This is a genomic window from Streptomyces sp. NPDC052101, assembly GCF_040680235.1.
Taxonomy (GTDB): domain Bacteria; phylum Actinomycetota; class Actinomycetes; order Streptomycetales; family Streptomycetaceae; genus Streptomyces.
The window spans coordinates 1-24,733 of record NZ_JBFAWH010000023.1 but is presented as its reverse complement, the minus strand read 5'-3'; the positions used below and the strand labels follow the sequence as shown (position 1 = coordinate 24,733).

The window sequence follows — 24,733 nt, the reverse complement described above, 5'->3', positions numbered from 1 at the left end:
TACGCTGCGCCCATGAGCATGCTGACTCCCCCCGGCATGGGCGGCCAGTACCGGATCACGGGGGACAAATACCCTCGGATGCGTCCGCCGCGCCGACGCGGCAGGCTCGTGTCCGCCGTGGTGGCGTCCGTCGCCGTGCTCGGCCTGACCGGCTGGGGCACCCTGCAGCTCATCGACGTCTTCACCGGCAGCGCCGAGAAGCCGGCGGCCTCCGGCGCCAAGGAGCGCTGCCGGACCAAGGCCGCTACGGCGGCGCAGGTCAGGGCCCTGCCCAAGCCGGGCGCGATCACCGTGAACGTCTACAACGCCACCGACCGCACCGGCCTCGCCAAGGACACCGCGGACGAGCTGAAGAAACGCGGCTTCAAGATCGGCAACGTGGGCAACGCCGGCAAGGACTTCGACAAGAAAGTGAAGACCGCGGGGATGCTCCTCGGCCCGGCCTCCGCCCAGAACGCCTCACTGGCGGTCCTCGGCACCCAGCTGGCCGGCGCCGAACAGCGCACCGACACCCGCAAGGGCACCGACCTCGACCTCATCCTCGGCGACGGCTTCAGGGGCCTGTCCAAGCCGGCAGCCGCCAACCAGGCGCTGACGGCCCTGGCCGCCCCTGAACCCACGGCTTCCCCGCAGCAGAGCTGCTGAACGAAGACCCGGGCGCGAGAACTACTCGGCCGCGCCGTAGAGCCGGTCCCCGGCGTCCCCGAGGCCCGGCACGATGTACCCGTGCTCGTTGAGGAGGTCGTCGACGGCCGCCGTGACCACCGTCACCGGCGTCCCCGCCAGCTCCCGCTCCATCAGCTCGACGCCCTCGGGAGCGGCCAGCAGCACGACCGCCGTCACATCATCGGCCCCGCGCTTGATCAGTTCCTGGATCGCCGCGACCAGCGTGCCGCCCGTGGCCAGCATCGGGTCCAGGACGTACACCTGGCGGCCCGAGAGGTCCTCCGGCATGCGCGAGGCGTACGTGGAGGCCTGCAGCGTCTCCTCGTTGCGGATCATGCCCAGGAAGCCGACCTCGGCGGTCGGCAGCAGCCGGACCATGCCGTCCAGCATGCCGAGGCCGGCGCGCAGGATCGGCACGACCAGCGGGCGCGGACGGGCGAGCTTGACGCCGGTGGTCCGGGCGACCGGCGTCTGGATGTCGACGGCCTCGGTGCGCACGTCCCGCGTGGCCTCGTAGGCGAGCAGGGTGACCAGTTCGTCGGCGAGCCGGCGGAAGGTCGCGGAGTCGGTGCGCTGGTCGCGCAGCGTGGTGAGCTTGTGGGCGACCAGGGGGTGGTCGACGACGTGGAGACGCATGCCCATAACGGTACCTGCGCTCCGGACCCCCTGGTGCTGGCGTCAAACCGCCCGAACGAGGGAAAGTGGGAGGGACGGACTGGGGTGGTGCGACGTGCCTGACCTGCCTGACCTTCCGGAGAACGCGCCCGGGGACACCGAGGGTTCCAGGGACACCGGCGAGCCCGCGATACGCGGCGGCGCCGTGCCCGAGACGGACGCCGAGCGCAGGCGGCGCCGCGCCCAGTTCCTGCGCGATCTCGCCGAGGCCCGTGAGCTGCGCGCCCGGGTCCAGCCGCGACGCGCCAAGGCCGCCCGGTTGCGCCACGAGATGCGCATGCGGACCTTCCGCTGGTGAACCGCCCTGAGGGGGAAAGCCCTTGAGTAACGCCAGGTAAGAAAATTCTGGGTGAGGAAGATCCACGCCGACGGCGGCGTTTGCGTGGTGGACATGCGTGAGTGCCGGGTAAAGCCGCGTACGATCCGCAGGTGGCGGTGACGAGCGGTCTGTTGCGTCGATGACGGATCCACGATCGAAACAGCAGACACAGGGTGCCGAAGACGTCCCCTGAAAGCCTTGTTTCTGCCACGATTCCGAGTGGGTGGGGCTCGGAGCCCAGCTCTCTCCGCCCAAGTACCTCCGCCGGGGGGACCCCCAACCGGCACGCCTATGACCAGTGGGAGAGTCACGGTGTACTTCGCCGCACTGCTCGCGCGCACCGAAGACGGGTGGGAAGCGAGCGATACAGAGCTCGACGATGTGGAGACCCTGTCGGATCTGGCCGACCTGGCCCGGGAAGCCTCTCCCGACGACGACACGGTGCTCGTCCTGATCGAGCAGGAGGAGTCCTGGTTCGGCGTCGTCCGTGTGGACGGCGAGGACGATCCCCGCATCTACGTCTCGGACGCGGCCGCCGCCCAGCGCAGCGCGTACGGCGAGCTGCTGCTCACCGACGAGCTGCTCGGCCGGGAGCCCGGCGCCGACGACGTCGACGACCTGGACTCCCTGGACCTCGACGGCACGGAGGACGGCGAGTCCGAGTCCGACGAGGACGACGAGGAGGGCGGCGCCGACGCGGTCCCGCACAGCCCGGTGGGCGACAGCCAGATCCTCGACGACCTGGGCATCAGCGAGAAGGAACTGCGCGCCCTGGACGCCGACGACGCGCTCAGCTCGATCGCCGAGGCCCTGGGTGCCTCGGAGGTGCTGGAGACCGTCCGCTGACCACCGAGAACACGGCGGCCGCACCGGACCCGGTACGCGACCCCTGGCGGGCGGCGATGCGGCTCGCCCTGGACGAGGCCGAACGGGCTGTCCAGAGCGGGGACGTCCCCGTCGGTGCCGTCGTGCTGTCCCCGGACGGTACGACGGTGCTCGCTGCCGGGCACAACGAGCGCGAGGCCACCGGTGATCCCACGGCCCACGCGGAGGTCCTCGCGATCCGGCGGGCCGCGGCGCGGCTCGGGGAGTGGCGGCTGTCCCGCTGCACGCTCGTGGTCACCCTGGAGCCGTGCACGATGTGCGCGGGCGCGATCGTCCAGTCCCGGATCGACCGGGTCGTCTACGGCGCCCGGGACGAGAAGGCGGGCGCGGCGGGCTCGCTGTGGGACGTGATCCGCGACCGGCGGCTCAACCACCGTCCGGAGGTCGTCGAGGGCGTACTGGCGGCGGACTGCGCCCGGCTCCTCACCGATTTCTTCCGGGACCGCTGACAGGACCACTGACAGGACCACTGACAGGATCGCTGACGGGACCGATCGCGAGGTCGTCCTCGGGGTCGTCCTCGGGGCCGTCCTCAGGGTCGCCGAATTCCGATTTCAAACCATGCCCCACCTTGCTGTAAGGTCTCCCTCGGTAGCGTGTCCGAGCGGCCGAAGGAGCTCGCCTCGAAAGCGAGTGTGGCGCAAGTCACCGAGGGTTCAAATCCCTCCGCTACCGCTTGAAGAAGGGCCCCGTCGAAAGACGGGGCCCTTCGTACGTCCTGAGGATGGGACGCATGGGGAGGGGACCCCCAAGTGCGCGCCGCCTTCGGGGGGATGTGGCGGCCCGCACCCCGCAGTCGGGGTCCTGTCCCCGCCCCGCGGATTCCTGCCGGACCCGCCGGGCTGATCTCCATCGTGCACCGCGCGGCGGTCGTACGGGCCCGGCAAAAGTCCTCGGACGGCGGGCCGTTGGTCCCTGGAACTGGCGCGAAGGTTACACTCGCCGCCGGCAGCAGGGGACACAGCACAGGGGAGGCCGCGGTGGCGGTGAACGCCAAGAAGATCGCCGTGTACGTGCTCGTGGTCTTCGCGCTGTACGTGATCATCACGGACCCGCCCAAGGCCGCCCACTACGTCCAGATAGTCTTCGAGGGCATATCGGACGCGGCCAAGGCCGTGGGCGACTTCATGACGTGGGTCGCCAACGGAGGAAAGAGCTGAGGTACACCCCATGATCCGCCATCTGGTCCTCTTCAAGCTCAACGAAGGCGTCGAGCGCGACGATCCGCGGGTCGTGGCGGGCGTGGCGGCCTTCAGGGCCCTAGGCGGCCAGATCGAGGAGCTGAGCTACTGGGAATGCGCCTGGAACATCAGCGACCGTCCGATCGCCTACGACTTCGCGATCAACTCCGCGGTCGAGGACACCGACGCCCTCAAGCGCTATCTGGAGCACCCGGCCCATCAGGCGGGTGTCGCGCTGTGGCGCGAGTTCGCCACGTGGGTGATCGCGGACTACGAGTTCTGAGCCCCTCGGAACCCCTTTTCGACAGCCCTCCGCCGCAACGGCGGGGGGCTTTCCTGTTGTCCCGCGCCCCAACTTCCGCCCCAACTTGTCGAAGCTACAACAACACGGCGTTATGCGGTGCTTGCACACAGTGCATATCTCTTGTGATGCTATGACCACTTTTGACGGATGATTGATCGATGAAGAGGTGGCGTTGACCGTGTCGGCCAGTACTGCGCCGCCCCAGGAGGAGGCGACCACCCCTGCCCCCGCATCCGCTCCCGCGACCCCCGAGAAGCGGCGCGGCGCCGACACCCGAGCCCTCACCCAGGTGCTCTTCGCCGAGCTGAAGGACCTGACGCCGGGCACTCCGGAGCACAACCGGGTACGGGGAGCGCTGATCGAGGCGAACCTCCCGCTCGTGCGCTACGCGGCCGCCCGATTCCGCTCCCGCAACGAGCCGATGGAGGACGTGGTCCAGGTCGGCACCATCGGCCTGATCAACGCCATCGACCGGTTCGACCCGGAGCGCGGCGTGCAGTTCCCGACCTTCGCGATGCCGACCGTGGTCGGCGAGATCAAGCGGTACTTCCGGGACAACGTCCGCACGGTCCACGTACCGCGCCGGCTGCACGAGCTGTGGGTGCAGGTCAACAGCGCGACCGAGGACCTGACCACGCTCTACGGCCGCTCCCCGTCCACCGCCGAGATCGCCGAGCGCCTGCGGATCAGCGAGGACGAGGTGCTCAGCTGCATCGAGGCGGGACGGTCGTACCACGCCACCTCGCTGGAGGCCGCGCAGGAGGGCGACGGGCTGCCCGGCCTGCTGGACCGCATCGGCTACGAGGACCCGGCCCTGGACGGCGTGGAGCACCGCGACCTGATCCGGCATCTGCTCGTCCAACTCCCCGAACGCGAACAGAGAATCCTTCTGCTGCGCTACTACAGCAATCTCACCCAGTCACAGATCAGCGCGGAACTCGGCGTCTCCCAGATGCATGTCTCCCGCCTCCTCGCCCGCAGCTTCCAGCGGCTGCGCTCCGCGAATCGCATCGACGCATAGAAACGCTTGAGACGGAGCACAGCAGGCGCACGGAAGCACGCACCGGAACGTACCCTGCATCGCAAGCCCGATCGATGCCTCACCGCCGAGAGCGAATCGCTCACCAGCACTGATGCCGACAGTTGTGCCCCGAAATAGCGTCAGACCCCTTCTTTCCAGGGCCGATTCGCCTCTCTCGTGTCGACATGTCACTACAGCGTGTTGCCGACATGTGACATTCTGCGGGAGACGCGTTTGCCGGGCCTTCCGCTCCGGTATTCAGGTGAAGGCTGCGTTGCTCGAAAGGCGGCGCCGCCCCGACCGTCCCGCGACCCAAAGGGGGTGGCATGTCCGCAGACCAGGGCAGCTCGAAGGTGCTGACGCCCGCGAAGAGCGAGGCAGCGCCCAAGGAGCTCGACGCTCTCGACGTCCTCGACGGCATCGAGGGCGTCACGGCCCTCGACGCCGTGCCGGCCCCGCCCGCCCCGGCGGCCGCCGACCTTCCGGCACCTCTGCCCTCGGGGGCCTCGGGGGATATCGACACCCGCACCCTGTCCCGCTCCCTCTTCCTGCGACTCGCCGCCCTCGGCGAGGACAGCCCGGAGCGGGCCTATGTCCGGGACACGCTGATCGAGCTGAACCTGCCGCTGGTCCGCTACGCGGCCGCGCGCTTCCGCTCCCGCAACGAGCCGATGGAGGACATCGTCCAGGTCGGCACCATCGGCCTGATCAAGGCGATCGACCGCTTCGACTGCGAACGGGGCGTGGAGTTCCCGACGTTCGCGATGCCGACGGTGGTCGGCGAGATCAAGCGCTTCTTCCGCGACACCTCGTGGTCGGTGCGCGTCCCGCGCCGCCTCCAGGAGCTGCGTCTGGCCCTCACCAAGGCCAGCGACGAACTCTCCCAGAAGCTGGACCGCTCCCCGACGGTGACGGAGCTGGCCGCGGTGCTCGGCGTCTCCGAGGAGGACGTGGTCGACGGCCTCGCGGTCGGCAACGCCTACACCGCCTCCTCGCTGGACTCCCCGGCCCCCGAGGACGACGGCGGCGAAGGCTCCCTGGCCGACCGGCTCGGCTACGAGGACACCGCCCTGGAGGGCGTGGAGTACCGCGAGTCGCTGAAGCCCCTGCTGGCCAAACTCCCGCCCCGGGAGCGCCGGATCATCATGCTCCGCTTCTTCGCCAACATGACCCAGTCGCAGATCGGCGAGGAGGTCGGCATCTCCCAGATGCACGTCTCCCGCCTGCTCACCCGAACCCTGGCCCAGCTGCGGGAGGGCCTGATCTCCGACTGAGGGTCCGGTTCCGAGGGATCGGTTCCGAGGGATCGGTTCCGAGGGTTCAGTTCTGACGGTTCGTCAGCGACACTGGCCCGATGCTGCGAGCGACAGGGCCGGAGGAGACCGCGCGAACGACACGTGCGACACGCCCGACATGGACGCATGGCCGCCGAGGCGCCGTTACGGCAGCGTCGGCGGCCGTCGTCGTTCTCGGCGGGGTGGTGGCCGCGTGCGGGGGCCATGGTCCGGGCGGCGGTTATGTCGCGGTCGGCGCGGCGGGCGGCCCGCAGAGAGGGAGTACGGCGGCCGCCGCCCCCACGGGCTCGGTGTCACTGGTCCCGCTGGACGACGGTGGAAAGGGCGGCGGAAGTACGCCGAGCGGCAGCCCGGGGCAGGGCAAATCCCCGGCGGGCACGCCCGGTTCAGGGCAGCCGGACGGCTCGTCCGACCCCGGCGGCCCGGAGCGGACCGCACCCTCGCCGGACACACCGAACCCGACCGGCGGCGCATCCGGTCCCACGGCACCCGCGCCGCCGCCCCCATCCGGCTCCCCCACGCCAACTCCCGGCGGCGGCACGGCCGCCGGCCCCGCCGATCTGGCCTGGAGCAGGCCGAGGACGAAGGACGCGGATCAGCGCTGGTGCCAGAAGGTGACCGTCGACTTCCACAACTCGGGCGGTACGGCGGTGCGTTCGGGCTCGGTGACGTTCGGGACGCACATCATCGGCGCGCTCGGCATCGACTGGGGGACGGTCGACTCGGCGGTGGACCTCCCGGTGCCGATCGCGCCGGGCGCGCGCAAGAGCCCCACGTGGACGGTGTGCGTCGACGCCATGGGGGTCCCCCCGCTCGAGCGAAGCCGAGAGTGGGGGAATGTGCCGCTCGGCATGCACATCGAGACGCGGGACGTGTCCGTCCAGTGGAAGTGATCGCGCGGGCGGGTGCTACTTCAGCGCCAGCCAGGCGACCCCGGCCACCACGGCGAGGGCCACGATGACACCGATGATCACGCCGATGCGGGGGCCGGAGGAAGCGGCCGGCTGCTGCTGCCGGCGCCCCTGGGGAGCCTCGTCGACGAACGCGCGGAACATCTGGGTGCTGCCGGCGGGGTCGTAATTGCCCTGGGGGCCCTGGGTGTTAGCCATGGCCCGAGACACTAGCGAATCCACGTGACCGACCCAAGTGCGGGGCCACCGGGACAGACGGGGGCACCTCACCCGCACCCACCTGCATGTTTACGTTCGCAATGCTTGCCTTTGCCAAGTTTTTACACCTCTCGGCTCATGATTTATTTGCCTGCAGCAACCAAACACCTCTATGGTTGCCCCAAGCAACGAACGTGGGAGGTGTGATGGCCGAGCAGGCGCAATTCGAAGAGCTGGCGCGTCAGCTCAGTGCCGTCGGAGCCGTGAAACGGGACCTGGGGCGGATCCTGCCGATGGACTGCCCGGCCGGCTCGGCCGCCGTGCTGACTCTGCTCGGCCGCCACGGGGACATGCGCATGAGCAAGCTCGCCGAGCTGCTCTCCGTGGACATGTCGGTCACCAGCCGGCATGTCGCGCATGTCGCCGCGCGCGGCTGGATCGAGCGGCACCCGGACCCGGCCGACAGGCGCTCGCGCATCCTGCGCCTGACGCCCGCGGGCCTGGCACAGCTCGACGAGCTGTCCCGGCGGACCACGCATCTGCTCGCCGAGCGGCTCGCCGACTGGAGCGACGACGAGGTCAGCCAGCTGATCCGGCTGATGACCCGCCTGCGCACGTCCTTCGGCGACTGCCGGTCCGCCCCGGTCCGGCTCCCCGCGCACCCGGCCGAAGACACCGCGCCCGTGGCCGTACAGACCACTCCCGCATTCGACGAGACCACCCGTACACCCGCAAGCACGTAAGAAAAGGAAGCCCATGGCAACGACCACACCAGCCGGTGTGCGGGCTCACGCCAAGCACGGGGGAGGCCCCTCGGCGGGCGACGCCCCGATGACGCACCGGCAGATCATGGAGGCCCTCTCCGGGCTGCTGCTCGGCATGTTCGTGGCGATCCTGTCGTCCACGATCGTCTCCAACGCCCTGCCGCACATCATCGGCGACCTCGGCGGCGGCCAGTCCGCCTACACCTGGGTGGTCACCGCGGCCCTGCTGTCGATGACCGCGGCCACCCCCCTGTGGGGCAAGCTCGCCGACCTGTACAGCAAGAAGGCTCTCGTCCAGATAGCCCTGGTCATCTATGTCCTCGGTTCGATGGCGGCCGGCCTGTCGCAGAACGCCGGCATGCTGATCGCCTGCCGTGTGGTGCAGGGCATCGGCGTCGGCGGTCTGTCCGCACTGGCGCAGATCGTCATGGCGGCGATGATCTCCCCGCGTGAGCGGGGCCGCTACTCCGGCTACCTGGGCGCCACCTTCGCCGTCGCCACCGTCGGCGGCCCGCTGCTCGGCGGTGTCATCACCGACACCTCCTGGCTCGGCTGGCGCTGGTGCTTCTACGTCGGTGTCCCCTTCGCGATCATCGCGCTGATCGTGCTGCAGAAGACCCTGCACCTGCCCGTGGTCAAGCGGGAGGTCAAGGTCGACTGGGGCGGCGCGTTCTTCATCTCGGCCGCTGTCTCGCTGCTGCTGATCTGGGTCACCTTCGCCGGTGACAAGTACGACTGGCTGTCCTGGCAGACGTACACCATGGTCGCTGGTTCGATCGTCCTCGGCGCGCTGTTCGTGCTGGTCGAGTCCAGGGCGAGCGAGCCGATCATCCCGCTGCGCCTGTTCAGGAACCGCACCATCACGCTGGCGTCCCTCGCCTCGCTGTTCGTCGGTGTCGCGATGTTCACCGGCACGGTGTTCTTCAGCCAGTACTTCCAGCTGGCCCGCGACAAGTCCCCGACGATGTCCGGCGTCATGACCATCCCCATGATCGGCGGCCTGTTCATCTCCTCGACCGTCTCCGGTCAGTTCATCACCCGCACCGGCCGCTGGAAGGCGTGGCTGGTCAGCGGTGGCGTGCTGGTGACGGCCGGCCTGTGCCTCCTCGGCTCCATCCGGTACGACACCGAGTACTGGAAGATGGCCATCTTCATGGCCCTGCTGGGTCTCGGCATCGGCATGATGATGCAGAACCTGGTGCTCGCCACGCAGAACCAGGTCGCCCCGTCCGACCTCGGCTCGGCCAGCTCCACGGTCACCTTCTTCCGCTCCCTCGGCGGCGCGGTCGGCGTCTCCGCGCTCGGCGCGGTGATGTCCCACCGGATCACGCACTACGTCCAGGACGGCATCTCCGCCCTGAGCCCGAAGTACCAGGCGGCTCTGGCGGGCTCCAGCTCCACCGACAGCATCCCGGACATGGGCAAGCTGCCGGCCCCGCTGCGCACGCTCCTGGAGAGCGCCTACGGCCACGGCATCGCCGACGTGTTCTTCATCGCCGGCTGCCTCGCCGCCGCCGCCTTCCTGATCACGCTGTTCATCAAGGAGGTCCCGCTGAAGACCAAGGGTGCGCTGGCACAGGCCGCCGAGGGCGAGACCGCCAGCGAGGCTCCGGCCGAGGCCGCTGCCACCGCTGAGGCCACCACCGAGGCCACCACCGAGGCCACCGCCGAGGCTCCGGCCCAGGAGCGGGTGCCCAGCTGGGCCGAGCCCGTCGTCTCGGCGGACCGCTTCCAGGAGGCGCCGGCCACCGCGACCGCCACCGGGCAGCTGACCGCCGTCGCCACGATCGCCGAGCCCGCCACCGGTGGCGGCACCCCGGTGCACGGCTTCGTCCGCGGCGCCGAGAGCGCCCCGGTCCCGCAGGCCGCCGTCACCCTGATCTCGCTGGCCGGACGCCAGCTGGGCCGCGCGGTGGCCCAGCCGGACGGCGCCTACTCCCTCGACGCCCCCGGCACCGGCAGTTACGTCCTGATCGCCTCCGCCGACGGCTACCAGCCGCAGGCCTCCACCGTCGTGGTGGGCGAGGAGCCGCTGTCGTACGACATCCTGCTCAGCGGCACCAGCGGGCTGACCGGTGTGGTCCGGGCCGCCGGGAGCACGCTGCCGGTGAAGGACGCCATGGTGATCGTCACCGACGTCCGCGGTGATCTGCTGGCCACCGCCACCACCGGCGAGCAGGGCGACTTCGCCTTCACCGACCTGGTGCCCGGCACGGTCACCATGGCCGTCAACGCGAGCGGCTTCCGGCCGCGTGCGCTGCCGGTCGAGATCGGCGGCACCGGGGTCACCCGGATCGAGATCGACCTGGACGCCGGCGCCCGCCTCCAGGGTGTCGTCAAGGCCCCGCACGGACCGCTGGCCGACGCCCGCGTGACCCTCGTCGACCAGGCGGGCAACGTGGTCGGCACGGCCACCACCGGCACGGACGGCGCGTACGCCTTCACCGACCTGGACAGCGGCGAGTACACCGTCATCGCGACGGGCTACCCGCCGGTGGCGACGGCCCTGACCGTGGCCGGCGTCGGAGCCGACGGCCACGACATCCGGCTCGCCCACCCCGGCGAGTAGTTCCGTCCGGCCCGTGGCGGGGCGCTCCGACCGGAGAAGCCCCGCCACGGGCCGGTTCTTCACACGACCATTTTGTAAGGCTTTGCAGGGAGAAAACGGGATGGGACTGACCGCGAAGATCCGTACGCGGGACGGGTGGGCCGTGTCGCACGCGGTCGTCACGGTGACCGACATGACCGGTACGCAGGTGCTGCGCGCCGAGGCGGACACCGAGGGAGCCGTACGGGACACCACCGAGCTGGCGCCGGGCGCGTACACGGTGATCGTGACGGCCGTCGGGTACGCGCCCGCGGCCTCCTCCGCGATCGTCACCGCGAGCGGCCGGGCCGAGGTCGGCACGGTCACCCTGACCCGGCAGGGCGGCACCGAACTGCCGCCGCCCGGGCCCTGGACCATCGACCCGGTGCACTCCTCCGTCGCCGCGGTCGCCCAGCACCTGGGGATCTCCAGCGTGCACGGCCGGTTCGCGGAGTTCGGCGGCACGATCGAGATCGCGCCCGCCGACGTCACCAAGTCCCGCGTGGAAGCGGTGATCAGGGCCGCGTCCATCGACACGGGCAACGGCATGCGCGACACGCACCTGAAGTCCGGCGACTTCCTGGACGTCGAGCGGCACCCGGAGATCACCTACCGCTCCACGGGTGTGACCGTGTCCGGCTCGGACCGCTGGACGGTCCACGGCGAGCTGTCCATGCACGGGATCGTCCGGCCGGTGGACCTGGACCTCGCCTACCTCGGCACCGGCGCCGACCCCTGGGGCGGCACCCGCGCCGCGTTCCGCGCGACCGCCGAACTCCACCGCGAGGACTTCGCGATGAACTACAACCAGGTCCTGCAGGCGGGCATCGCCGCGATCGGTACGACGCTGAGGGTGGAGCTGGACATCCAGGCGGTGCAGGGCGACTCGCTGCCCCAGGCGTAGGCACGACAGGGTCAGCCACCGGGGCACACACTGCCCCTAGGCTGCCCCCATGGCGCCGAACATCGCTACCAACACCCGTGTATCGCTGGACGAGCTGCTGGACTTCGTACAACCCAGGCACCGGGCCCTGCTCATCACCCGCCGCGCCGACGGCGGCCCACAGGCCTCCCCGCTGACCTGCGGAGTCGACGACTCGGGCCGAATCGTCGTCTCGACCTACCCCGAGCGCGCCAAGACCCGCAACGCCTGGGGGCACCTCCCAGGCCCTTAAGGCGCTGGGGGAGGGACTCCCGGGTCAGCCTGCTCGTCCTGAGCGACGACTGGAACGGCCCCTGGGTACAGATCGACGGCACGGCCGAGGTCATCGACACCCCCGACTCCGTGGAACCGCTGGTCGAGTACTACCGCAACATCGCCGGCGAACACCCCGACTGGGACGAGTACCGGGAGGCGATGGTCAAGCAGGGCAAGTCGATCATCCGGGTGACACCCGAGCGATGGGGGCCGCTGGCCACCGGGGGGTTCCCGGCGCGGCTGGTGTCCGGGGGCTAGAGGGCCGGGGGCCGTCAGCCGCGCTTGACCATCGCCTCGATGCCGGCGATCAGCAGGTCCAGGGCGAAGGTGAAGTCGCGGTCCAGCATCTCGGCGACCGTGTCCCCGCCACGCGCCGCCAGGAGGTCCTTGGACTCCTCGACGGCCTCGGCGGTCTCCGGGGCCTCCGCCACCATGGCCATGGCCTGCTGGTGGTACTCGTCGGCGCTCAGCCCGGTGCCCGCGATCCGGTCGAAGAAGTGGCCCTCGATCGTGCCGTAGCCGTACACGAACTGGAAGACGGCCGCGATCGCCCCCATCACCCCGTGCGCGGGCAGCCCCGCCCGGCGGACCACCCGCTGGACCGCACGGGAGAAGGCCAGCGCGTTCGGGCCGATGTTGAGGTAGCGCCCCGCCAGCGGTGACAGCCAGGGGTGGCGCACCAGCAGCGCCCGGTACTCGGTGGCCAGCCCCCGCAGCTGCTCGCGCCAGTCCTCGCCCTCGGCCTCCGGGTCGGGCAGCCGCAGCTCGCCGAAGGCGGCGTCCAGGGCCAGTTCGAGCAGGTCGTCCTTGGTGTCGACGTACCAGTACAGGGACATCGCGGTGACGTTCAGCTCCGCGGCCAGCCGCCGCATGGAGAACTTCTCCAGCCCCTCCGCGTCCAGCAGCCGCACGGACGCGCCGGTGATCCGCGCCCGGTCGAGCCCGGAGGGCTGGCTGCCGCCGCCACGACCACCATGGCGGGCCTTCTCCTCCAGCCAGACACTGGCTCGCGCCGACCGCGCTGCGTCCTTCACCACCGGCGCACCTTCCTCGATTCCGACCACTGGTCCAACCTAAAGGGGCGCGGGGCCGTATCCGCTCAGGCGGCCGTCCGCTCCGCCCGGCGAAGCAGTACCGCTGCCAGGATTCCCCCGGCCAGCACGGCGACGGCCCCCACCAGCTGCCCGGCCCCAAGGCCGGCCGACAACGACTCCCCCGAGGCCACGGAAGAGCTGAGCACAGCGCCGAGGACGGCGACACCAAGACCGTTCCCGAATTCGGCAAGGGTGCCGTTGACGCCGGCCCCCACCCCCGCCTTCTCCGGAGGAATCGCGCTCATGATGGCGTGGGCCATCGCGGGGTTGGCGACCGCGCACCCCGCGCCGATCAGCAGCAGCCCCAGCAGGGTCCCGGCGTATCCCCCGGAGTCCAGCTCCGCGATGGCCACCAGTCCGGCGGACATCAGCACCATCCCGAGCGCGATCGACACCGGCGTACCCAGCCGGCCGGACCACTTCGCCGACAGCCCCGTGAAGTTGAGCAGCACCACCGTCAGCGCCAGCGGAGCGGTACGCAGTCCCGCCTCCAGCGGCCCGTACCCGAGCACGAACTGCAGATGCTGGGTGAGCAGGAACAGCGCCCCGCCCATCCCGAACGTGAGGAGCACGGCCCCGGCGACCGCGCCCGTGAACCGCCGGTCCCGGAAGAAGTGCAGGTCGAGCATCGGCTCGGCGACCCTGTTCTCCCACCAGGCGAAGGCACCGAGCACCACCACCGCCACTGCCGCCGTACCGAGCACGCGCGCGGAGGTCCAGCCGTGGCCGGGGCCGGAGATGATGGCGAAGACCAGCGAGGCCATGCCGATCGTCGACAGCACCGCGCCGAGCAGGTCGGGGCGGTCGCCCCGGCCCGGGGGTCCGGGGAGTGTCCCCCGGGAGGATGCGGCCTTGGACTCCGGCACGAGGGCCACCACCGCGACCACGGCCAGCACCGCGACCGGGATGTTGATCAGGAAGATCGCGCCCCACCAGAAGTGGCCGAGCACGAACCCGCCGATGAGCGGACCGCCCGCGAAGCCGAGCGCGTTGACCGCGCTCCAGATCCCGATCGCCTTCGGCTGCTCCTCGGCCGTGAAGATCTGCATGGCCACGGCGAGGGTGGTGGTCAGCAGCAGCGCGCCGCCGATGCCCATGCCGGCCCGCGCGGCGATCAACTGGCCGGTGGAACCGGCGAGTCCGGCCACCAGCGAGCCGATGCCGAACAGGGCGAGCCCCGCGATCAGCATCTTCTTGCGGCCGTAGCGGTCGGCGGCGCTGCCCGCGGTGAGCAGCAGCCCGGACTGGACCAGCGAATAGGCGTTGATCATCCACTGGATGTCGGCGGTGGCCGCGTGCAGCTCGTGGGTGAGCGAGGGGATGGCCACGTTCAGGACGGTGTTGTCGAGCAGCACGGCGAGCTGGGCGAGACAGATGACGCCGAGGATCAGCCAGCGCTGGGGATGACCTTGGGATGCAGGCATGTCGTACACCGTATAGGAGTTCCTATACGGTGTACGACAGACTTTCCTCGGCCGGTCGGCTCTGCCGCCCTCCCCTCAGCCGCTCTTCTTCTGCGTGAGGTCGTAGAAGGTGGCCGAACCGACCGTGACCTTCTTGAAGGTGCTCTGGACCCACGAGCTGATCCGGGAGGCCGTGCCGCTGCCGCTGCCGCCCCCCGCGCCGAAGCCGCCGCCCGCGATGAAGTAGTGGATCTTCCCTTCCGCCACGTGCTTCTTGAACCGCGCCAGTGTCGGAGACGGGTCGGTGCCGTTGAAGCCGCCGATCGCCATCACCGCGTCACCGGTGGCTAGCTGGTAGCTGGCCGCGTTCTGGGAGCCGACGGATGCCGCGACCCAGGTGTACTTCGCCGCGTCCTTCTCCAGCAGCTTCTTGGCGGAGGACGAGACGTTCGCGCCGTTCAGCAGGCCACCGGCGCCGCCGCCCGTACGGCCGCCTTCGCCCATGGCACCGCCGCCCGGGAAGCCGTTGCCGTTCTGCCGGTTCTGGCCCTGACCCTGGCCCTGGCTGTTGCCGTTCTGGCCCGGCATGCCACCACCGGGGAAGCCCTGACCCTGACCCTGGCCGCCCGGCATGTTCCCGTTGCCGTTCTGCCGGCCCTGCTGGCCCTGCTGGCCCTGCGTTCCGCCTCCGCCGAAGCCGCCGCGCATGCCGCCGCCTCCGCCGCCGGGACCCCGGCCGCCGCCGAAGCCCATCATGCCGGCGCCCGCCGGACCGGCCGTCGGGATGGAGCCGGTGTGTGCGGAGTCCACCGTGCTGAGGGTGTACGCCGTCGGACCGGCGAGCGCGGCCACCAGGCCCACCGCCGCCGCCCCGAGGGCCAGCTGCCGCGAGATCCGGCCGGCGAGGACCAGGCCCAGCGCGGCCGCCAGACCGCCGATCAGCACCAGCCACTTCAGCCAGGGGAGGTAGGTGGAGGTGCGGTTGAGCAGGACGTAGCCCCACGCCGCCGACGCGACCACGGAGGCGGCGAGGGCGATCGACGCCCAGGTCTCCTTGCGCCTCTCCCACAGCAGCCCTGCACCCATGCCGACGACCGCCGCCAGGTACGGCGCGAGGGCCACCGTGTAGTACTGGTGGAAGATGCCCGCCATGTAGCTGAAGACCACCATGGTGATGAGCAGCGAGCCGCCCCACACCAGGAACGAGGCCCGGGTGACGGACGTACGCCGTGCCTTGCGCGTCGCCCACAGTGCCGCGGCCAGCAGGATCAGCGCGGCCGGGAGCAGCCAGGAGATCTGGCTGCCGATCTCGGAGTTGAACATCCGGTTCCAGCCGGTGGCGCCCCAGCGGCCGGTGCCGCCCGCGCCGCCCGCGCCGCCGCCGACGCTGCCGGTCTCGTCACCGCTGAGACGCCCGAGGCCGTTGTAGCCGAAGGTCAGCTCCAGGAAGCTGTTGTTCTGCGAACCGCCGATGTAGGGGCGGGAGGAGGCCGGCCACAGCTCCACGATCGCGACCCACCAGCCGCCGGAGACCACCAACGCGACCGTCGCGAGCGCCAGTTGGCCCAGCCGCCTCCTCAGCTTCACCGGCCCGCAGACGGCGTAGACGATCGCCAGCGGCGGCAGGATCAGGAACGCCTGAAGCGTCTTGGCGAGGAAGGCGAAGCCGATCGCGGCCCCGGCGGCGACCAGCCACCTCGTCCGGCCGTCCTCCACCGCCCGTACGACGAAGTAGCAGGCCAGCGACATCAACAGGGCCAGCATCGCGTCCGGGTTGTCGAACCGGAACATCAGCGCGGCGACCGGGGTGAGCGCGAGCACCGCGCCCGCGACCAGGCCGGCCACCGGGCTGAACCGGCGCCGTACGGCCGCGTGGACGACCGCCACCGTGCCGACGCCCATGAGGACCTCGGGGGTGAGGATCGCCCATGAGTTCAGGCCGAAGATCCGGACGGACAGCTCCATCGGCCACAGGAAGGCCGACGGCTTGTCGACGGTGATCGCGTTGCCCGCGTCCAGCGAACCGAAGAAGAACGCCTTCCAGGACTTGCTGCCCGCCTGGACGGCCGCCGAGTAGAAGGAGTTGGCGTAGCCGGAGGCGCTGAGGTTGCAGAGGTAGAGCACGAGGGTGGCGGCCAGCAGGCCGAGGAACGCCGGGCGGGCCCAGCGCGGATCCTCGGGCCGGCCGCGCCACAGTCTGCCCGGGAACGGCTGCCGGGGTTCACCGGCCCCGGGTGCCTTCGGGCCGCCGGCCGGCGGCGTCCCCCAGAGGGTCGTACCGCCCTGCTGGGTGGTCGGCGGATCGTAGTGGGTGGTCATCGGGGATCCCCCGGATCGGTGTCGTGAGGGCGCACCGGCTGCAGTTGCATGGTGGCGTCCCTCCAGCTGCCGTCCGCGGCTTCACCGGCGCGGAACTGGGTGGTCGGGTGCGGGTCGTACGACTGGTGCGCCACCGGTCGCTGCGGGAGCGGGGCGCATGGAGCCGTCGTGGCGTAGGTCGGCGAGGACGGGGTGTGCGCGGCGGCGACCGTGGACGGGACGGCCGCGGCGGGCTCCCCGCGGTCCGGGAAGACCCAGGCGCGGAAGAGCAGGAAGCGCAGTACGGTCGCGGCGAGGTTGGCGGCGATGAGCACCGCCAGCTCGGTGGAGTGCGCCGGGTTGTCGCTGGCCGCGTTCAGGGCGGCCAGGGAGCCGCTGGTCAGGGCGAGTCCGATGCCGAAGACGACCAGGCCCTGCGCCTGGTGCCGTACGGCACCGCCCCGGCCGCGCACCCCGAAGGTGAGCCGGCGGTTGGCGGCCGTGTTGGCGACCGCCGAGACCAGCAGCGCGACCGCGTTGGCGAGCTGGGAGCCGGCGAACTGCCGGAAGAGGCTGTAGAGGACCAGGTAGAAGAGGGTGGACAGGCCGCCGACCACGCAGAATCCGACGAGCTGGCGAGCCAGTCCCTTGGGCACGTCGGGCAGTTCGCGGTCGCGCGGATCGTCGCCGAAGGGCCGGGTGAGCCGGTCCAGCGCGAGCGAACCGGTGGCCAGCGCCCTGCCGACCCGCCACACACCCTTCAGGTCGTCGGTCGCCGTCTTCACGATGTGCACGGTGGAGTCCGGGTCGTCGACCCAGTCGACCGGCACCTCGTGGATTCTGAGGCCCGCGCGCTCGGCGAGCACCAGCATCTCGGTGTCGAAGAACCAGCCGGTGTCCTCCACCAGCGGCAGCAGCACCTGCGCCACATCCCGCCGGATCGCCTTGAAGCCGCACTGCGCGTCGGAGAAGCGAGCCTGGAGCGAACCGCGCAGGATCAGGTTGTAGGCCCGGCTGATGAACTCCCGCTTGGGGCCGCGCACGACCCGGGAGGCGCGGGCGAGCCGGGAGCCGATCGCGAGGTCCGAGTGCCCGGAGATCAGCGGTGCCACCAGCGGCAGCAGGGCGTTGAGGTCGGTGGACAGGTCGACGTCCATATAGGCGAGGATCGGCGCGTTCGACGCCGACCACACGGTCCTGAGGGCCCGTCCCCGGCCCTTCTGCTCCAGGCGGAAGTTGGTGACCTCGGGGATCTCCGCCTCCAGCCGCGCCGCCACCCGCGGGGTGGTGTCCGTGGACGCGTTGTCCGCGATCGTGATGCGGAAGGCGTACGGGAAGGTGCGCTTGAGGTGCTCATGCAGTCTGAGCACACATGGCTGGAGGTCCTTCTCCTCGTTGTAGACGGGGATCACTACGTCCAGAACAGGCGTACCGGCGTCTGTGGCCGGGAGGTGCTCCCGCGCCGGCAGAGTGCCGGGAGAAGAGTCGGTTCGCATGGACCGACTCTCGTCAAGCGCCCTGTTGCACCCATGTGGTGGCACTGTGCTGTGCCTGTGAGTGCGACTGCCGGCCGGTCTCGGGCGCCGGCTGCGCGGCGGCGGGGGCGAGCGCGGGCAGATGCACGGTGAACACGGTCCGCCCGGGAACGCTGTCGACGGTGACGGCACCCCCGTGCGCCGCCGCCACCGCCTGCACGATGGCGAGCCCCAGCCCGGTGGATCCGGTGGCCCGCGACCGCGCGGAGTCCCCGCGCGCGAACCGCTCGAAGACATGCGGCAGCAGATCCGCCGGGATCCCCTGTCCGTTGTCCTCGACGTCGACGCACATCCACGCCCCGCGCCGCTGCACGCGCGCGGTGACGGTCGTACCCGGTGGCGTGTGCTTGCGGGCGTTGCCGAGCAGGTTGACGAGCACCTGCTGGACACGGGCCGCATCCGCGGACACGAGCGCCGGCTCATCGGGCAGGTCGAGCCGCCAGTTGTGGTCCATGCCGGCCGCACGGGAGTCGCTGACCGTGTCCACGACGAGCGGGATGAGGTCGGTCTGCTCGAACTGCAGCGGCCGCCCGGCGTCCAGGCGGGCGAGGAGGAGCAGGTCCTCGACGAGCAGGGTCATACGGCCCGCCTCGGACTCGATCCGGCCGAGGGCGTGCCGGGTGTCGGGCCCGACCTGCTCCCGCCCTCGTCGCGTGAGTTCCGCGTACCCGCGAATGGAGGCGAGCGGGGTCCTCAGCTCATGGCTGGCGTCGGCGACGAACTGCCGCACCCGCATCTCGCTCTGCTGCCGGGCGTGCAGGGCGCCGTGCACATGGTCGAGCATGCGATTGAGCGCGGCGCCGACCTGGCCGACCTCGGTGTGCGGATCGCACTCGGACTCCGGGACCCGCTCGCTGAGGTTCACCTCGCCGGTGTGCAGCGGGAGTTCGGAGACACGGGTGGCGGTGTGGGCGACCTTGCGCAGGGGCCGGGTGGCGACGCCGACGAGCACCGAACCGGCGATACCGGCGGCGACGAGTCCGGCCACGGTGACGCTGACCTCGATGAGGATCAGGGCGTTGATGTTGTCGTCCACGCCCTTGGTCGGGAGGGCGACGTAGTAGGTGCCGTTGGGTCCGGTGACGTATTGGACGCGGTAACTCCCCAGGCCGGGGATGTCCACCGTGTACATGCCGTCGCGGGAAACGGCGCCGAGCGCCGCGAGCTGCGCCTTGGTCAGCGATGTGGCGCTCGTGGAGAAGTCGTTGCTGGACTTGTGGCCGACCTTGCCCTCGGTCGTCTCGCCGTTCTCCACCTTGGCCACGAGCGTGTACGGCGAGGGCTGCGGGCTCCGGCTGACGAAGTCGGTGAGATCGACCGGATGACCGCTGTGCCGACCGCCCGGCCGACCGTCGGGCCCGACCGCACCCCCGCCATGCCCGGGCGGACCGAACTGCCCGGACGCGCGGGCGCCGACCTCGTGCAGCTGGCCGTTGAGCTGGTCATACAGATGAGTCCGCAGCGCCAGCGTCGTCACCGTGCCGATCACCGCGCACACCACGGCGATCAGCACCACCGACGCGACGACGAGCCGGGTTCGCAGGGTGCGCGGCTGACCCGGTCGCGGCCTCTTCCGCCGCTGCGGACCGGGCCGCCGTCGCCGGCTCATGACGCGGCGGGCTTGATCAGATAGCCGGCCCCACGCCGGGTGTGGATCATCGGCTCGCGCCCCGCGTCGATCTTCCGCCGCAGATACGAGATGTACAGCTCGACGACGTTGGCCTGGCCACCGAAGTCGTACGACCACACGCGGTCCAGGATCTGCGCCTTGCTGAGCACGCGCCGCGGGTTGCGCATCAGGAAGCGCAGCAGCTCGAACTCGGTGGCGGTGAGGTGGATGGACTCCCCGGCCCGCGAGACCTCGTGACTGTCCTCGTCCAGGGTCAGGTCCCCGACGACGAGCACGGAGTCGGACCGCCGGTCGGCCGCCCCGGACCGGCGGATCAGCCCCCGCAGCCGCGCCACGACCTCCTCCAGGCTGAACGGCTTGGTGACATAGTCGTCGCCACCGGCGGTGAGCCCGGCGATACGGTCCTCGACGGCGTCCTTGGCGGTCAGGAACAGCACGGGCACGTCGGGCAGTTCACGCCGCAGCCGCCCGAGGACGGCCAGCCCGTCCATGTCGGGCAGCATCATGTCGAGCACGACGGCGTCGGGCCGGAAGTCACGGGCGGTCTGGACGGCTCCCTGCCCATCCCCCGCACTCCTGATCTGCCAGCCCTCGTAACGAAGGGCCATGCTCAGCAGTTCGGTGATCGACAACTCGTCGTCCACCACAAGCACTCGGACGGGGCTCCCGTCCGGCCTCAGCAGTTCGGTGCGCCCCTGGGGCGAGGTCGTGGTCATGGTGGACACCCTGTCGGGGCCCTCTGAGAGGAGGCTTTCCCCAATCTGTGATTTGCCTGAGAAACACACAGGCACTTCTCAGGCGGCTGCTGGGAATCGAGGGCGGAACCAGCGGCCGGATCGGAGGAGGCGATTTGGGCGAATCGGATCGGGGGAAGCGGATCGGGGTCAGGCCGGGCGGCGGAACTCGTGATGGTGCTCGACCCGGGCGATGTGGAGCGCGTACCGCTCGTACCACCGCTCAAGCCCGCGCCGCTTGGCCGCGAGGTGCTCGGGATGGTCACGCCACCGCTCGATCCCGGCGAGATCACGGAAGTAGGCGACACTGACGGCGAGTCCGCCGGGGGTGTGGGCGAAGTCCTCGCCGAGGAAACCGGGGATTCCGCGGACGAGCCGGGAGAGACGTGCGGCGGTCCGCTGGTATCCGTCGGGGTCGGTGTCGGTGCGGATGGCGGTGAAGATCGCGGCGTAGTAAGGGGGTTCGGGGACCTCAGGGAACTCGGGGAGTTCGGGCAGTTCGGGCAGTTCGGGGAGTTCGGGGAGGGAGACGGGCGCGGGCTGGTCAGCTGCGTTCAGTCGATGACTCATGTCCACCACGGTCGGCCGCGGGGTCGTCCGGCGTCCATGGCCCTTGCCGAAAGGGATCCGTACGGGATCCGAGTCTTTGCCCGCGCCTCAGAACAAGCTCTCCTGTTCCTGTGCGAACTCCCGCAGCGGGAAGGTGAGTCCGGTGAGTCCCTCCGCATCCGGAGCGGCCGACGGCACCAGCTCCCAGCCGGTCATCAGCCGGGTGTCGAGGACGACGACCCCGCGCCCCGCGACCGCCAGATGCAGATCGGGCCCGGCGGCCGAGACCAGCGCACCGCTCACGCCGCCGCCCGGGACCAGCTCCACCACGTCCCCGACGGCAGAAGGAGCGCCGATGAGCCCGAACGCCCCTACGTGATCGGTCACTTCACAGGGCTCCGGATGCAGGGACTCCGGCCATCCGGCGAGCGCCACGGCCCGCGCGTGCAGCTCCCGCACCTCAGCGGCGCGCTCCGCCTCGCTCTCCGGCAGCGCCGACCGCACCGCCCGCTTCGCGGCGTACGGGATGCGGTCCGGCACCTGGAGCGCGGCCCGCAGCAGCTCTTCGGCGCGCCGGGCGGCCATCAGCGGGCCGGTGCCGAGCCAGCTGAAACAGACGGCGCCCTGTTCGAGCAGCCGCGCACTGCCCCGCTCGACGGCGGTGATACCGACCTTGACCATTCCGGGACCGAACCACGCCAGATACACCCGGTACGGCCGTGGGTCGTCGGCGATCGTGTCGGCGGCCACCGAGTGCGCCCGGTCCAGCCGCGCGCACTCCTCGCACCGGGCCCCCGTACTCCGCCCCGGCACCACGGCCCGCACCGGACACGCGTGTCCCCGCGCCCCCACGCATGTGCGCACACTCCCTTCCGGCACCGCGAAGCCGACCCGCTTCCCCCAGGGCAGCGCACTGCGCCGCCCGCCGTCCCACACCAGCACGGGACCCTCGGACGACCAGCGCAGTCCCGCGCACTTCCATACCTGTGCCATCACTCGTGAGGGTAGGCGGTGGGTCTGACAACGGTGCCGGGCGGCGGAGCGGCGCAGAGCGGCCTGTTCGCACGCCTGCGCCACGACACGCGCCCTACGGCAGGACGTACACCGGCACGGCGATCACCCACTGCGTCGCCGAAAGCACAGTCACTCGACAGGTGACAGAGATACCGATTCGGCAGCCGTCGGCGTCGCAGCCACCAGAGCAGCCGTACGCCCCCGCCCCGCCAGCCGACAGCTGACGCAGCCGGTGTGGCCCTCCCTGGCCTGGGTGTCCCGGATCCGCATCCCCCATTGGTCTCGCGGCCGTATGCCCGGCGGCTTGCCCCAGCCGGACAGATGCAGGACCCATGTCACAAGGACGCTCACGGCCACGACGGCGAGCCCGGCCGCGACCAGCGGCAGCGAGGCCTCGCACACGCCCAGCCCGACCACACCGCCGCCCACGGTCGCGATACCGAAGCCAGTCCAGCCGGCGATCGTGTGACCCTCGTCGTACAGACTCATACCGCGCCTCCGGGGACGAGATTCCCTCACGAGCTAAGAAGTTACAACTCGAATATCTCACGAGCTAAGGGATTCCGAAAGATGCACGGCACGCCGCGACCGCCCGCCACCCCGGCCCAGGCGCTGTCGGCGATGGACCACCTCATCGCCGCCCACCTGATCGGACAGCAGGAGCTGGCCCGGCGACTGGGGCTGAACGTCACCGACCTGACCTGTTTCGCCTTCGTCCTGGAGGCCGGTGACGACCTGCTGACGGCCGGCGACCTGGCCGCCCGCGCCCACGTCACCACCGGTGCGGTGACCGGCATCCTCAACCGCCTCGAACGCGCCGGCTATGTCACCCGCCGCCCCGACCCCGCGGACCGCCGCCGGGTCCGCGTGGCGGCCGTCCCCGCCGCCGTCACCCGCGTCGCGGCGGTGTACGCGGGCCACTACAAGCGCCTGACGGACCTGTTCTCCGACTACGCCCCCGAGGAACTGGCGGTCATCACCGACTGGTTCACCCGGGCAACGGCCCTGGCGCACGAGTACCTGGAGAAACTGAACCGGAACGACCCCGAAGAAGAGTGCTGACTCCGCCCCCGGGCAGTGGGGCTACTTCCTGCTGAGCGTGGTGCGCATGGCTTCACGCAGTTGCGCGGTGTCCCCGTGGATCTTCATCCATGCGCCCTCGTACTTCGGCGCTCCGGGGGTGCCGCCGCAGCCGACTTCGTCGCGGAGGAAGAGCAGGGCGCGCACAAGCTCGTTCATCAAGGGAAGGACCGATTGCGGCGCGCACAGTTCGACGTGGGCCTGCTTTTCGTACAGGCCGTGCTGGTCCACGGCCAGGCGGGCTTGCCTTGCTCGATCTTCCAGCGGCAATGTCCCGTTGTGCGCCACCTGGCTGATGGCGCTGCTGGTCCGTTTCACGGCATCCAGGAAGTCCACGTAGGCGGCCTGCAGGGCCTGGCGCTCCTGCTCCGAGACATCGCGGTGCCAGCGGAAGCGTTCGGCTACCCCAGTGCCTAACGAGCCTGCGGTGGCTCCTACCGCTGCGGCTAAGAAGGTGGTCCACTCCATCGCACGAAGATGGACGAGCGGCGCTCTGGATGGCTATGGGCCACTTGGACTGATGTGTCTGACTCGTTCGGGGGGTAGACGGCAGACCGGATCGTCCAAGGTCCGGGTGTCCGTGTCCATGTCCGGACCACCGGACGCGTGGGAGCTAGGCCGCCTTGGGCCGCGGCGTACGTATGCCCCAGGCGGGCTCCTGTGCCTCCTCAGGCGGGAAGGCCTCGTCCTCCCCGAAGTCCGGGGCCTGGAAGGGGTTTGTCGCCGGAGGCGGCGATGCCGGAGCGTCGCGGCGGGGTTGCCCTTCCAGGGCGGAGAACAGCGATGTCAGATCGATGAGAGGTCTCGCTTTCGTTGCAGGTCCCCGAAGGGGCCTGGCGTGCCGTGACCGGGCACAGCGGTACTACAACTTGGTCATCTTGGCGTACGGGCTCAAGATCCGCATTTGCTCCGAGCCGAAATCCACGAGTACCGCGATTCCGTCCTCGATGCCGATCACCCGGCCGAGGCCGTACACGTCGTGTGTGACCTGGTCACCCACGGCGAAGTGCTTCGGAGCCGGTGCCGCCGGGGCCTTGAAGGGACTGGTGGGCAAGTGACGCTTCGGTGCAGCAGGCTTTGTCATTGCCCCCTAGTATGCGCCTACGAACCACGCGGGTGGCTGCCTCGCTGATCGTTGGACTCCATTCCTGCAAGATTGGACTCCACTCCAGCAAGAGCCGAGCCTGCCGACCGGCCGGCAGAGGCCCGTACCCTTCGTGGTGTCTACGGCGTCACATAGCGGGCGTCCACGAATGAAGGATCTGATCCACACATGCTGATCGCTCAGCGTCCGTCACTGACCGAAGAGGTCGTCGACGAGTTCCGCTCCCGGTTCGTCATCGAGCCGCTGGAGCCGGGCTTCGGCTACACCCTCGGCAACTCCCTCCGTCG

Annotated in this window: 26 protein-coding genes, 1 tRNA gene and 2 pseudogenes; 16 read left to right on the top strand and 13 right to left on the bottom strand. The window is 70.5% G+C overall.

Annotation, left to right across the window (positions count from 1 at the left end; translation table 11 throughout):
* The first annotated feature begins 12 nt into the window (after window positions 1-12).
* Window positions 13-645, top strand: a complete 633-nt coding sequence (locus AB0L75_RS31795; protein WP_365187919.1) for a LytR C-terminal domain-containing protein — start codon at window positions 13-15, stop codon at window positions 643-645.
* Between the two features lie 21 nt (window positions 646-666).
* Here the strand turns inward: AB0L75_RS31795 and upp are convergent, their stop codons facing one another.
* Window positions 667-1,302, bottom strand: a complete 636-nt coding sequence (gene upp / locus AB0L75_RS31790) for a uracil phosphoribosyltransferase (RefSeq protein ID WP_365187916.1) — start codon at window positions 1,300-1,302, stop codon at window positions 667-669.
* 94 nt (window positions 1,303-1,396) lie between these two features.
* Between upp and AB0L75_RS31785 the strand changes: the two genes are divergently transcribed.
* The 9 genes from AB0L75_RS31785 to AB0L75_RS31745 all read left to right on the top strand — a co-directional run bounded on the left by AB0L75_RS31785 (window position 1,397) and on the right by AB0L75_RS31745 (window position 7,239).
* Window positions 1,397-1,639 carry a hypothetical protein gene (locus AB0L75_RS31785; protein ID WP_365188105.1) on the top strand — a complete coding sequence of 81 codons (243 nt, stop codon included), beginning with the start codon at window positions 1,397-1,399 and terminating at the stop codon, window positions 1,637-1,639.
* 333 nt (window positions 1,640-1,972) lie between these two features.
* The gene (locus AB0L75_RS31780) at window positions 1,973-2,506 is read left to right on the top strand and encodes a hypothetical protein (RefSeq protein WP_365188095.1); all 534 of its coding nucleotides are present in this window, start codon (window positions 1,973-1,975) and stop codon (window positions 2,504-2,506) included.
* 56 nt (window positions 2,507-2,562) lie between these two features.
* Window positions 2,563-2,994 (top strand): tRNA adenosine(34) deaminase TadA, encoded by a 432-nt coding sequence (gene tadA / locus AB0L75_RS31775; protein WP_365187913.1) that lies wholly within the window; start codon window positions 2,563-2,565, stop codon window positions 2,992-2,994.
* Between the two features lie 141 nt (window positions 2,995-3,135).
* A tRNA-Ser gene (locus AB0L75_RS31770) sits at window positions 3,136-3,220 on the top strand.
* A gap of 305 nt (window positions 3,221-3,525) precedes the next feature.
* Window positions 3,526-3,705, top strand: a complete 180-nt coding sequence (locus AB0L75_RS31765; protein WP_055708362.1) for a hypothetical protein — start codon at window positions 3,526-3,528, stop codon at window positions 3,703-3,705.
* 10 nt (window positions 3,706-3,715) lie between these two features.
* Window positions 3,716-4,009 (top strand): Dabb family protein, encoded by a 294-nt coding sequence (locus tag AB0L75_RS31760; protein ID WP_365187910.1) that lies wholly within the window; start codon window positions 3,716-3,718, stop codon window positions 4,007-4,009.
* A gap of 193 nt (window positions 4,010-4,202) precedes the next feature.
* Window positions 4,203-5,051, top strand: a complete 849-nt coding sequence (locus AB0L75_RS31755) for an RNA polymerase sigma factor SigF (protein WP_365187909.1) — start codon at window positions 4,203-4,205, stop codon at window positions 5,049-5,051.
* Between the two features lie 326 nt (window positions 5,052-5,377).
* Entirely contained in the window at window positions 5,378-6,325 is a 948-nt protein-coding gene (locus AB0L75_RS31750) for an RNA polymerase sigma factor SigF (RefSeq protein WP_365187906.1), read from the top strand.
* An 80-nt stretch (window positions 6,326-6,405) separates the two neighbouring features.
* Window positions 6,406-7,239: a hypothetical protein gene (locus AB0L75_RS31745; protein ID WP_365187904.1), complete on the top strand. Its 834-nt coding sequence runs from the start codon at window positions 6,406-6,408 to the stop codon at window positions 7,237-7,239.
* Window positions 7,240-7,254: 15 nt separating this feature from the next.
* Here AB0L75_RS31745 and AB0L75_RS31740 read toward each other — a convergent pair whose 3' ends face one another.
* Window positions 7,255-7,455: a hypothetical protein gene (locus AB0L75_RS31740; RefSeq protein WP_365187901.1), complete on the bottom strand. Its 201-nt coding sequence runs from the start codon at window positions 7,453-7,455 to the stop codon at window positions 7,255-7,257.
* A 206-nt stretch (window positions 7,456-7,661) separates the two neighbouring features.
* Between AB0L75_RS31740 and AB0L75_RS31735 the strand changes: the two genes are divergently transcribed.
* From AB0L75_RS31735 to AB0L75_RS31720, 4 genes and pseudogenes are all read left to right on the top strand, one after another.
* The gene (locus AB0L75_RS31735) at window positions 7,662-8,198 is read left to right on the top strand and encodes a MarR family transcriptional regulator (RefSeq protein WP_365187898.1); all 537 of its coding nucleotides are present in this window, start codon (window positions 7,662-7,664) and stop codon (window positions 8,196-8,198) included.
* A 13-nt stretch (window positions 8,199-8,211) separates the two neighbouring features.
* Window positions 8,212-10,788: a DHA2 family efflux MFS transporter permease subunit gene (locus tag AB0L75_RS31730; protein WP_365187895.1), complete on the top strand. Its 2,577-nt coding sequence runs from the start codon at window positions 8,212-8,214 to the stop codon at window positions 10,786-10,788.
* 100 nt (window positions 10,789-10,888) lie between these two features.
* Window positions 10,889-11,710, top strand: a complete 822-nt coding sequence (locus AB0L75_RS31725; RefSeq protein ID WP_365187892.1) for a YceI family protein — start codon at window positions 10,889-10,891, stop codon at window positions 11,708-11,710.
* Between the two features lie 49 nt (window positions 11,711-11,759).
* Window positions 11,760-12,262: pseudogene (locus AB0L75_RS31720) on the top strand (PPOX class F420-dependent oxidoreductase).
* A gap of 14 nt (window positions 12,263-12,276) precedes the next feature.
* On the opposite strand, the gene AB0L75_RS31715 reads toward AB0L75_RS31720, so the two are convergent.
* From AB0L75_RS31715 to AB0L75_RS31675, 9 genes are all read right to left on the bottom strand, one after another.
* Window positions 12,277-13,041: a TetR/AcrR family transcriptional regulator gene (locus AB0L75_RS31715; protein WP_365187889.1), complete on the bottom strand. Its 765-nt coding sequence runs from the start codon at window positions 13,039-13,041 to the stop codon at window positions 12,277-12,279.
* A gap of 62 nt (window positions 13,042-13,103) precedes the next feature.
* The gene (locus tag AB0L75_RS31710) at window positions 13,104-14,522 is read right to left on the bottom strand and encodes an MFS transporter (RefSeq protein WP_365187887.1); all 1,419 of its coding nucleotides are present in this window, start codon (window positions 14,520-14,522) and stop codon (window positions 13,104-13,106) included.
* 75 nt (window positions 14,523-14,597) lie between these two features.
* Complete coding sequence (locus tag AB0L75_RS31705) at window positions 14,598-16,820, bottom strand: glycosyltransferase family 39 protein (protein WP_365187884.1); 2,223 nt, start codon at window positions 16,818-16,820, stop codon at window positions 14,598-14,600.
* Window positions 16,817-18,295, bottom strand: a complete 1,479-nt coding sequence (locus tag AB0L75_RS31700; RefSeq protein WP_365187882.1) for a bifunctional glycosyltransferase family 2/GtrA family protein — start codon at window positions 18,293-18,295, stop codon at window positions 16,817-16,819. The genes AB0L75_RS31705 and AB0L75_RS31700 overlap by 4 nt, the downstream gene beginning before the upstream one ends.
* Window positions 18,296-18,308: 13 nt before the next feature.
* Complete coding sequence (locus AB0L75_RS31695; RefSeq protein ID WP_365187879.1) at window positions 18,309-19,943, bottom strand: HAMP domain-containing sensor histidine kinase; 1,635 nt, start codon at window positions 19,941-19,943, stop codon at window positions 18,309-18,311.
* On the bottom strand, window positions 19,940-20,680 hold the full coding sequence (locus AB0L75_RS31690; protein WP_365187876.1) for a response regulator transcription factor: 741 nt from the start codon (window positions 20,678-20,680) through the stop codon (window positions 19,940-19,942). Before AB0L75_RS31690 ends, AB0L75_RS31695 begins: the two co-directional genes overlap by 4 nt.
* A gap of 168 nt (window positions 20,681-20,848) precedes the next feature.
* Window positions 20,849-21,268 carry an antibiotic biosynthesis monooxygenase gene (locus AB0L75_RS31685; protein WP_365187873.1) on the bottom strand — a complete coding sequence of 140 codons (420 nt, stop codon included), beginning with the start codon at window positions 21,266-21,268 and terminating at the stop codon, window positions 20,849-20,851.
* A gap of 87 nt (window positions 21,269-21,355) precedes the next feature.
* Window positions 21,356-22,240, bottom strand: coding sequence for a DUF2797 domain-containing protein (locus AB0L75_RS31680; RefSeq protein WP_365187871.1), 885 nt, complete (start codon window positions 22,238-22,240; stop codon window positions 21,356-21,358).
* Between the two features lie 150 nt (window positions 22,241-22,390).
* A complete protein-coding gene (locus tag AB0L75_RS31675; RefSeq protein WP_365187868.1) occupies window positions 22,391-22,750 on the bottom strand; it encodes an HGxxPAAW family protein in 360 nt (119 codons plus the stop codon).
* A gap of 81 nt (window positions 22,751-22,831) precedes the next feature.
* Here AB0L75_RS31675 and AB0L75_RS31670 point away from each other — a divergent pair, with 81 nt between their 5' ends.
* On the top strand, window positions 22,832-23,323 hold the full coding sequence (locus tag AB0L75_RS31670) for a helix-turn-helix domain-containing protein (protein ID WP_365187866.1): 492 nt from the start codon (window positions 22,832-22,834) through the stop codon (window positions 23,321-23,323).
* A gap of 21 nt (window positions 23,324-23,344) precedes the next feature.
* Here the strand turns inward: AB0L75_RS31670 and AB0L75_RS31665 are convergent, their stop codons facing one another.
* Window positions 23,345-23,809 (bottom strand): hypothetical protein, encoded by a 465-nt coding sequence (locus tag AB0L75_RS31665; RefSeq protein ID WP_365187863.1) that lies wholly within the window; start codon window positions 23,807-23,809, stop codon window positions 23,345-23,347.
* Between the two features lie 394 nt (window positions 23,810-24,203).
* A complete protein-coding gene (locus tag AB0L75_RS31660; protein WP_365187860.1) occupies window positions 24,204-24,425 on the bottom strand; it encodes a hypothetical protein in 222 nt (73 codons plus the stop codon).
* Between the two features lie 189 nt (window positions 24,426-24,614).
* Here AB0L75_RS31660 and AB0L75_RS31655 point away from each other — a divergent pair.
* Window positions 24,615-24,733: pseudogene (locus tag AB0L75_RS31655) on the top strand (DNA-directed RNA polymerase subunit alpha); the annotation flags it as partial.

Excerpts from the sequence above, each read along its gene's own strand:
- AB0L75_RS31795 (WP_365187919.1), top strand. The coding sequence starts at position 13 with ATGAGCATGCTGACTCCCCCCGGCATGGGCGGCCAGTACCGGATCACG.
- upp (WP_365187916.1), bottom strand. The coding sequence starts at position 1,302 with ATGCGTCTCCACGTCGTCGACCACCCCCTGGTCGCCCACAAGCTCACC.
- tadA (WP_365187913.1), top strand. The coding sequence starts at position 2,563 with ATGCGGCTCGCCCTGGACGAGGCCGAACGGGCTGTCCAGAGCGGGGAC.
- AB0L75_RS31760 (WP_365187910.1), top strand. The coding sequence starts at position 3,716 with ATGATCCGCCATCTGGTCCTCTTCAAGCTCAACGAAGGCGTCGAGCGC.
- AB0L75_RS31750 (WP_365187906.1), top strand. The coding sequence starts at position 5,378 with ATGTCCGCAGACCAGGGCAGCTCGAAGGTGCTGACGCCCGCGAAGAGC.
- AB0L75_RS31745 (WP_365187904.1), top strand. The coding sequence starts at position 6,406 with ATGCTGCGAGCGACAGGGCCGGAGGAGACCGCGCGAACGACACGTGCG.
- AB0L75_RS31740 (WP_365187901.1), bottom strand. The coding sequence starts at position 7,455 with ATGGCTAACACCCAGGGCCCCCAGGGCAATTACGACCCCGCCGGCAGC.
- AB0L75_RS31735 (WP_365187898.1), top strand. The coding sequence starts at position 7,662 with ATGGCCGAGCAGGCGCAATTCGAAGAGCTGGCGCGTCAGCTCAGTGCC.
- AB0L75_RS31730 (WP_365187895.1), top strand. The coding sequence starts at position 8,212 with ATGGCAACGACCACACCAGCCGGTGTGCGGGCTCACGCCAAGCACGGG.
- AB0L75_RS31725 (WP_365187892.1), top strand. The coding sequence starts at position 10,889 with ATGGGACTGACCGCGAAGATCCGTACGCGGGACGGGTGGGCCGTGTCG.
- AB0L75_RS31710 (WP_365187887.1), bottom strand. The coding sequence starts at position 14,522 with ATGCCTGCATCCCAAGGTCATCCCCAGCGCTGGCTGATCCTCGGCGTC.
- AB0L75_RS31705 (WP_365187884.1), bottom strand. The coding sequence starts at position 16,820 with ATGACCACCCACTACGATCCGCCGACCACCCAGCAGGGCGGTACGACC.
- AB0L75_RS31700 (WP_365187882.1), bottom strand. The coding sequence starts at position 18,295 with ATGCGAACCGACTCTTCTCCCGGCACTCTGCCGGCGCGGGAGCACCTC.
- AB0L75_RS31695 (WP_365187879.1), bottom strand. The coding sequence starts at position 19,943 with ATGAGCCGGCGACGGCGGCCCGGTCCGCAGCGGCGGAAGAGGCCGCGA.
- AB0L75_RS31690 (WP_365187876.1), bottom strand. The coding sequence starts at position 20,680 with ATGACCACGACCTCGCCCCAGGGGCGCACCGAACTGCTGAGGCCGGAC.
- AB0L75_RS31685 (WP_365187873.1), bottom strand. The coding sequence starts at position 21,268 with ATGAGTCATCGACTGAACGCAGCTGACCAGCCCGCGCCCGTCTCCCTC.
- AB0L75_RS31680 (WP_365187871.1), bottom strand. The coding sequence starts at position 22,240 with ATGGCACAGGTATGGAAGTGCGCGGGACTGCGCTGGTCGTCCGAGGGT.
- AB0L75_RS31675 (WP_365187868.1), bottom strand. The coding sequence starts at position 22,750 with ATGAGTCTGTACGACGAGGGTCACACGATCGCCGGCTGGACTGGCTTC.
- AB0L75_RS31670 (WP_365187866.1), top strand. The coding sequence starts at position 22,832 with ATGCACGGCACGCCGCGACCGCCCGCCACCCCGGCCCAGGCGCTGTCG.
- AB0L75_RS31665 (WP_365187863.1), bottom strand. The coding sequence starts at position 23,809 with ATGGAGTGGACCACCTTCTTAGCCGCAGCGGTAGGAGCCACCGCAGGC.
- AB0L75_RS31660 (WP_365187860.1), bottom strand. The coding sequence starts at position 24,425 with ATGACAAAGCCTGCTGCACCGAAGCGTCACTTGCCCACCAGTCCCTTC.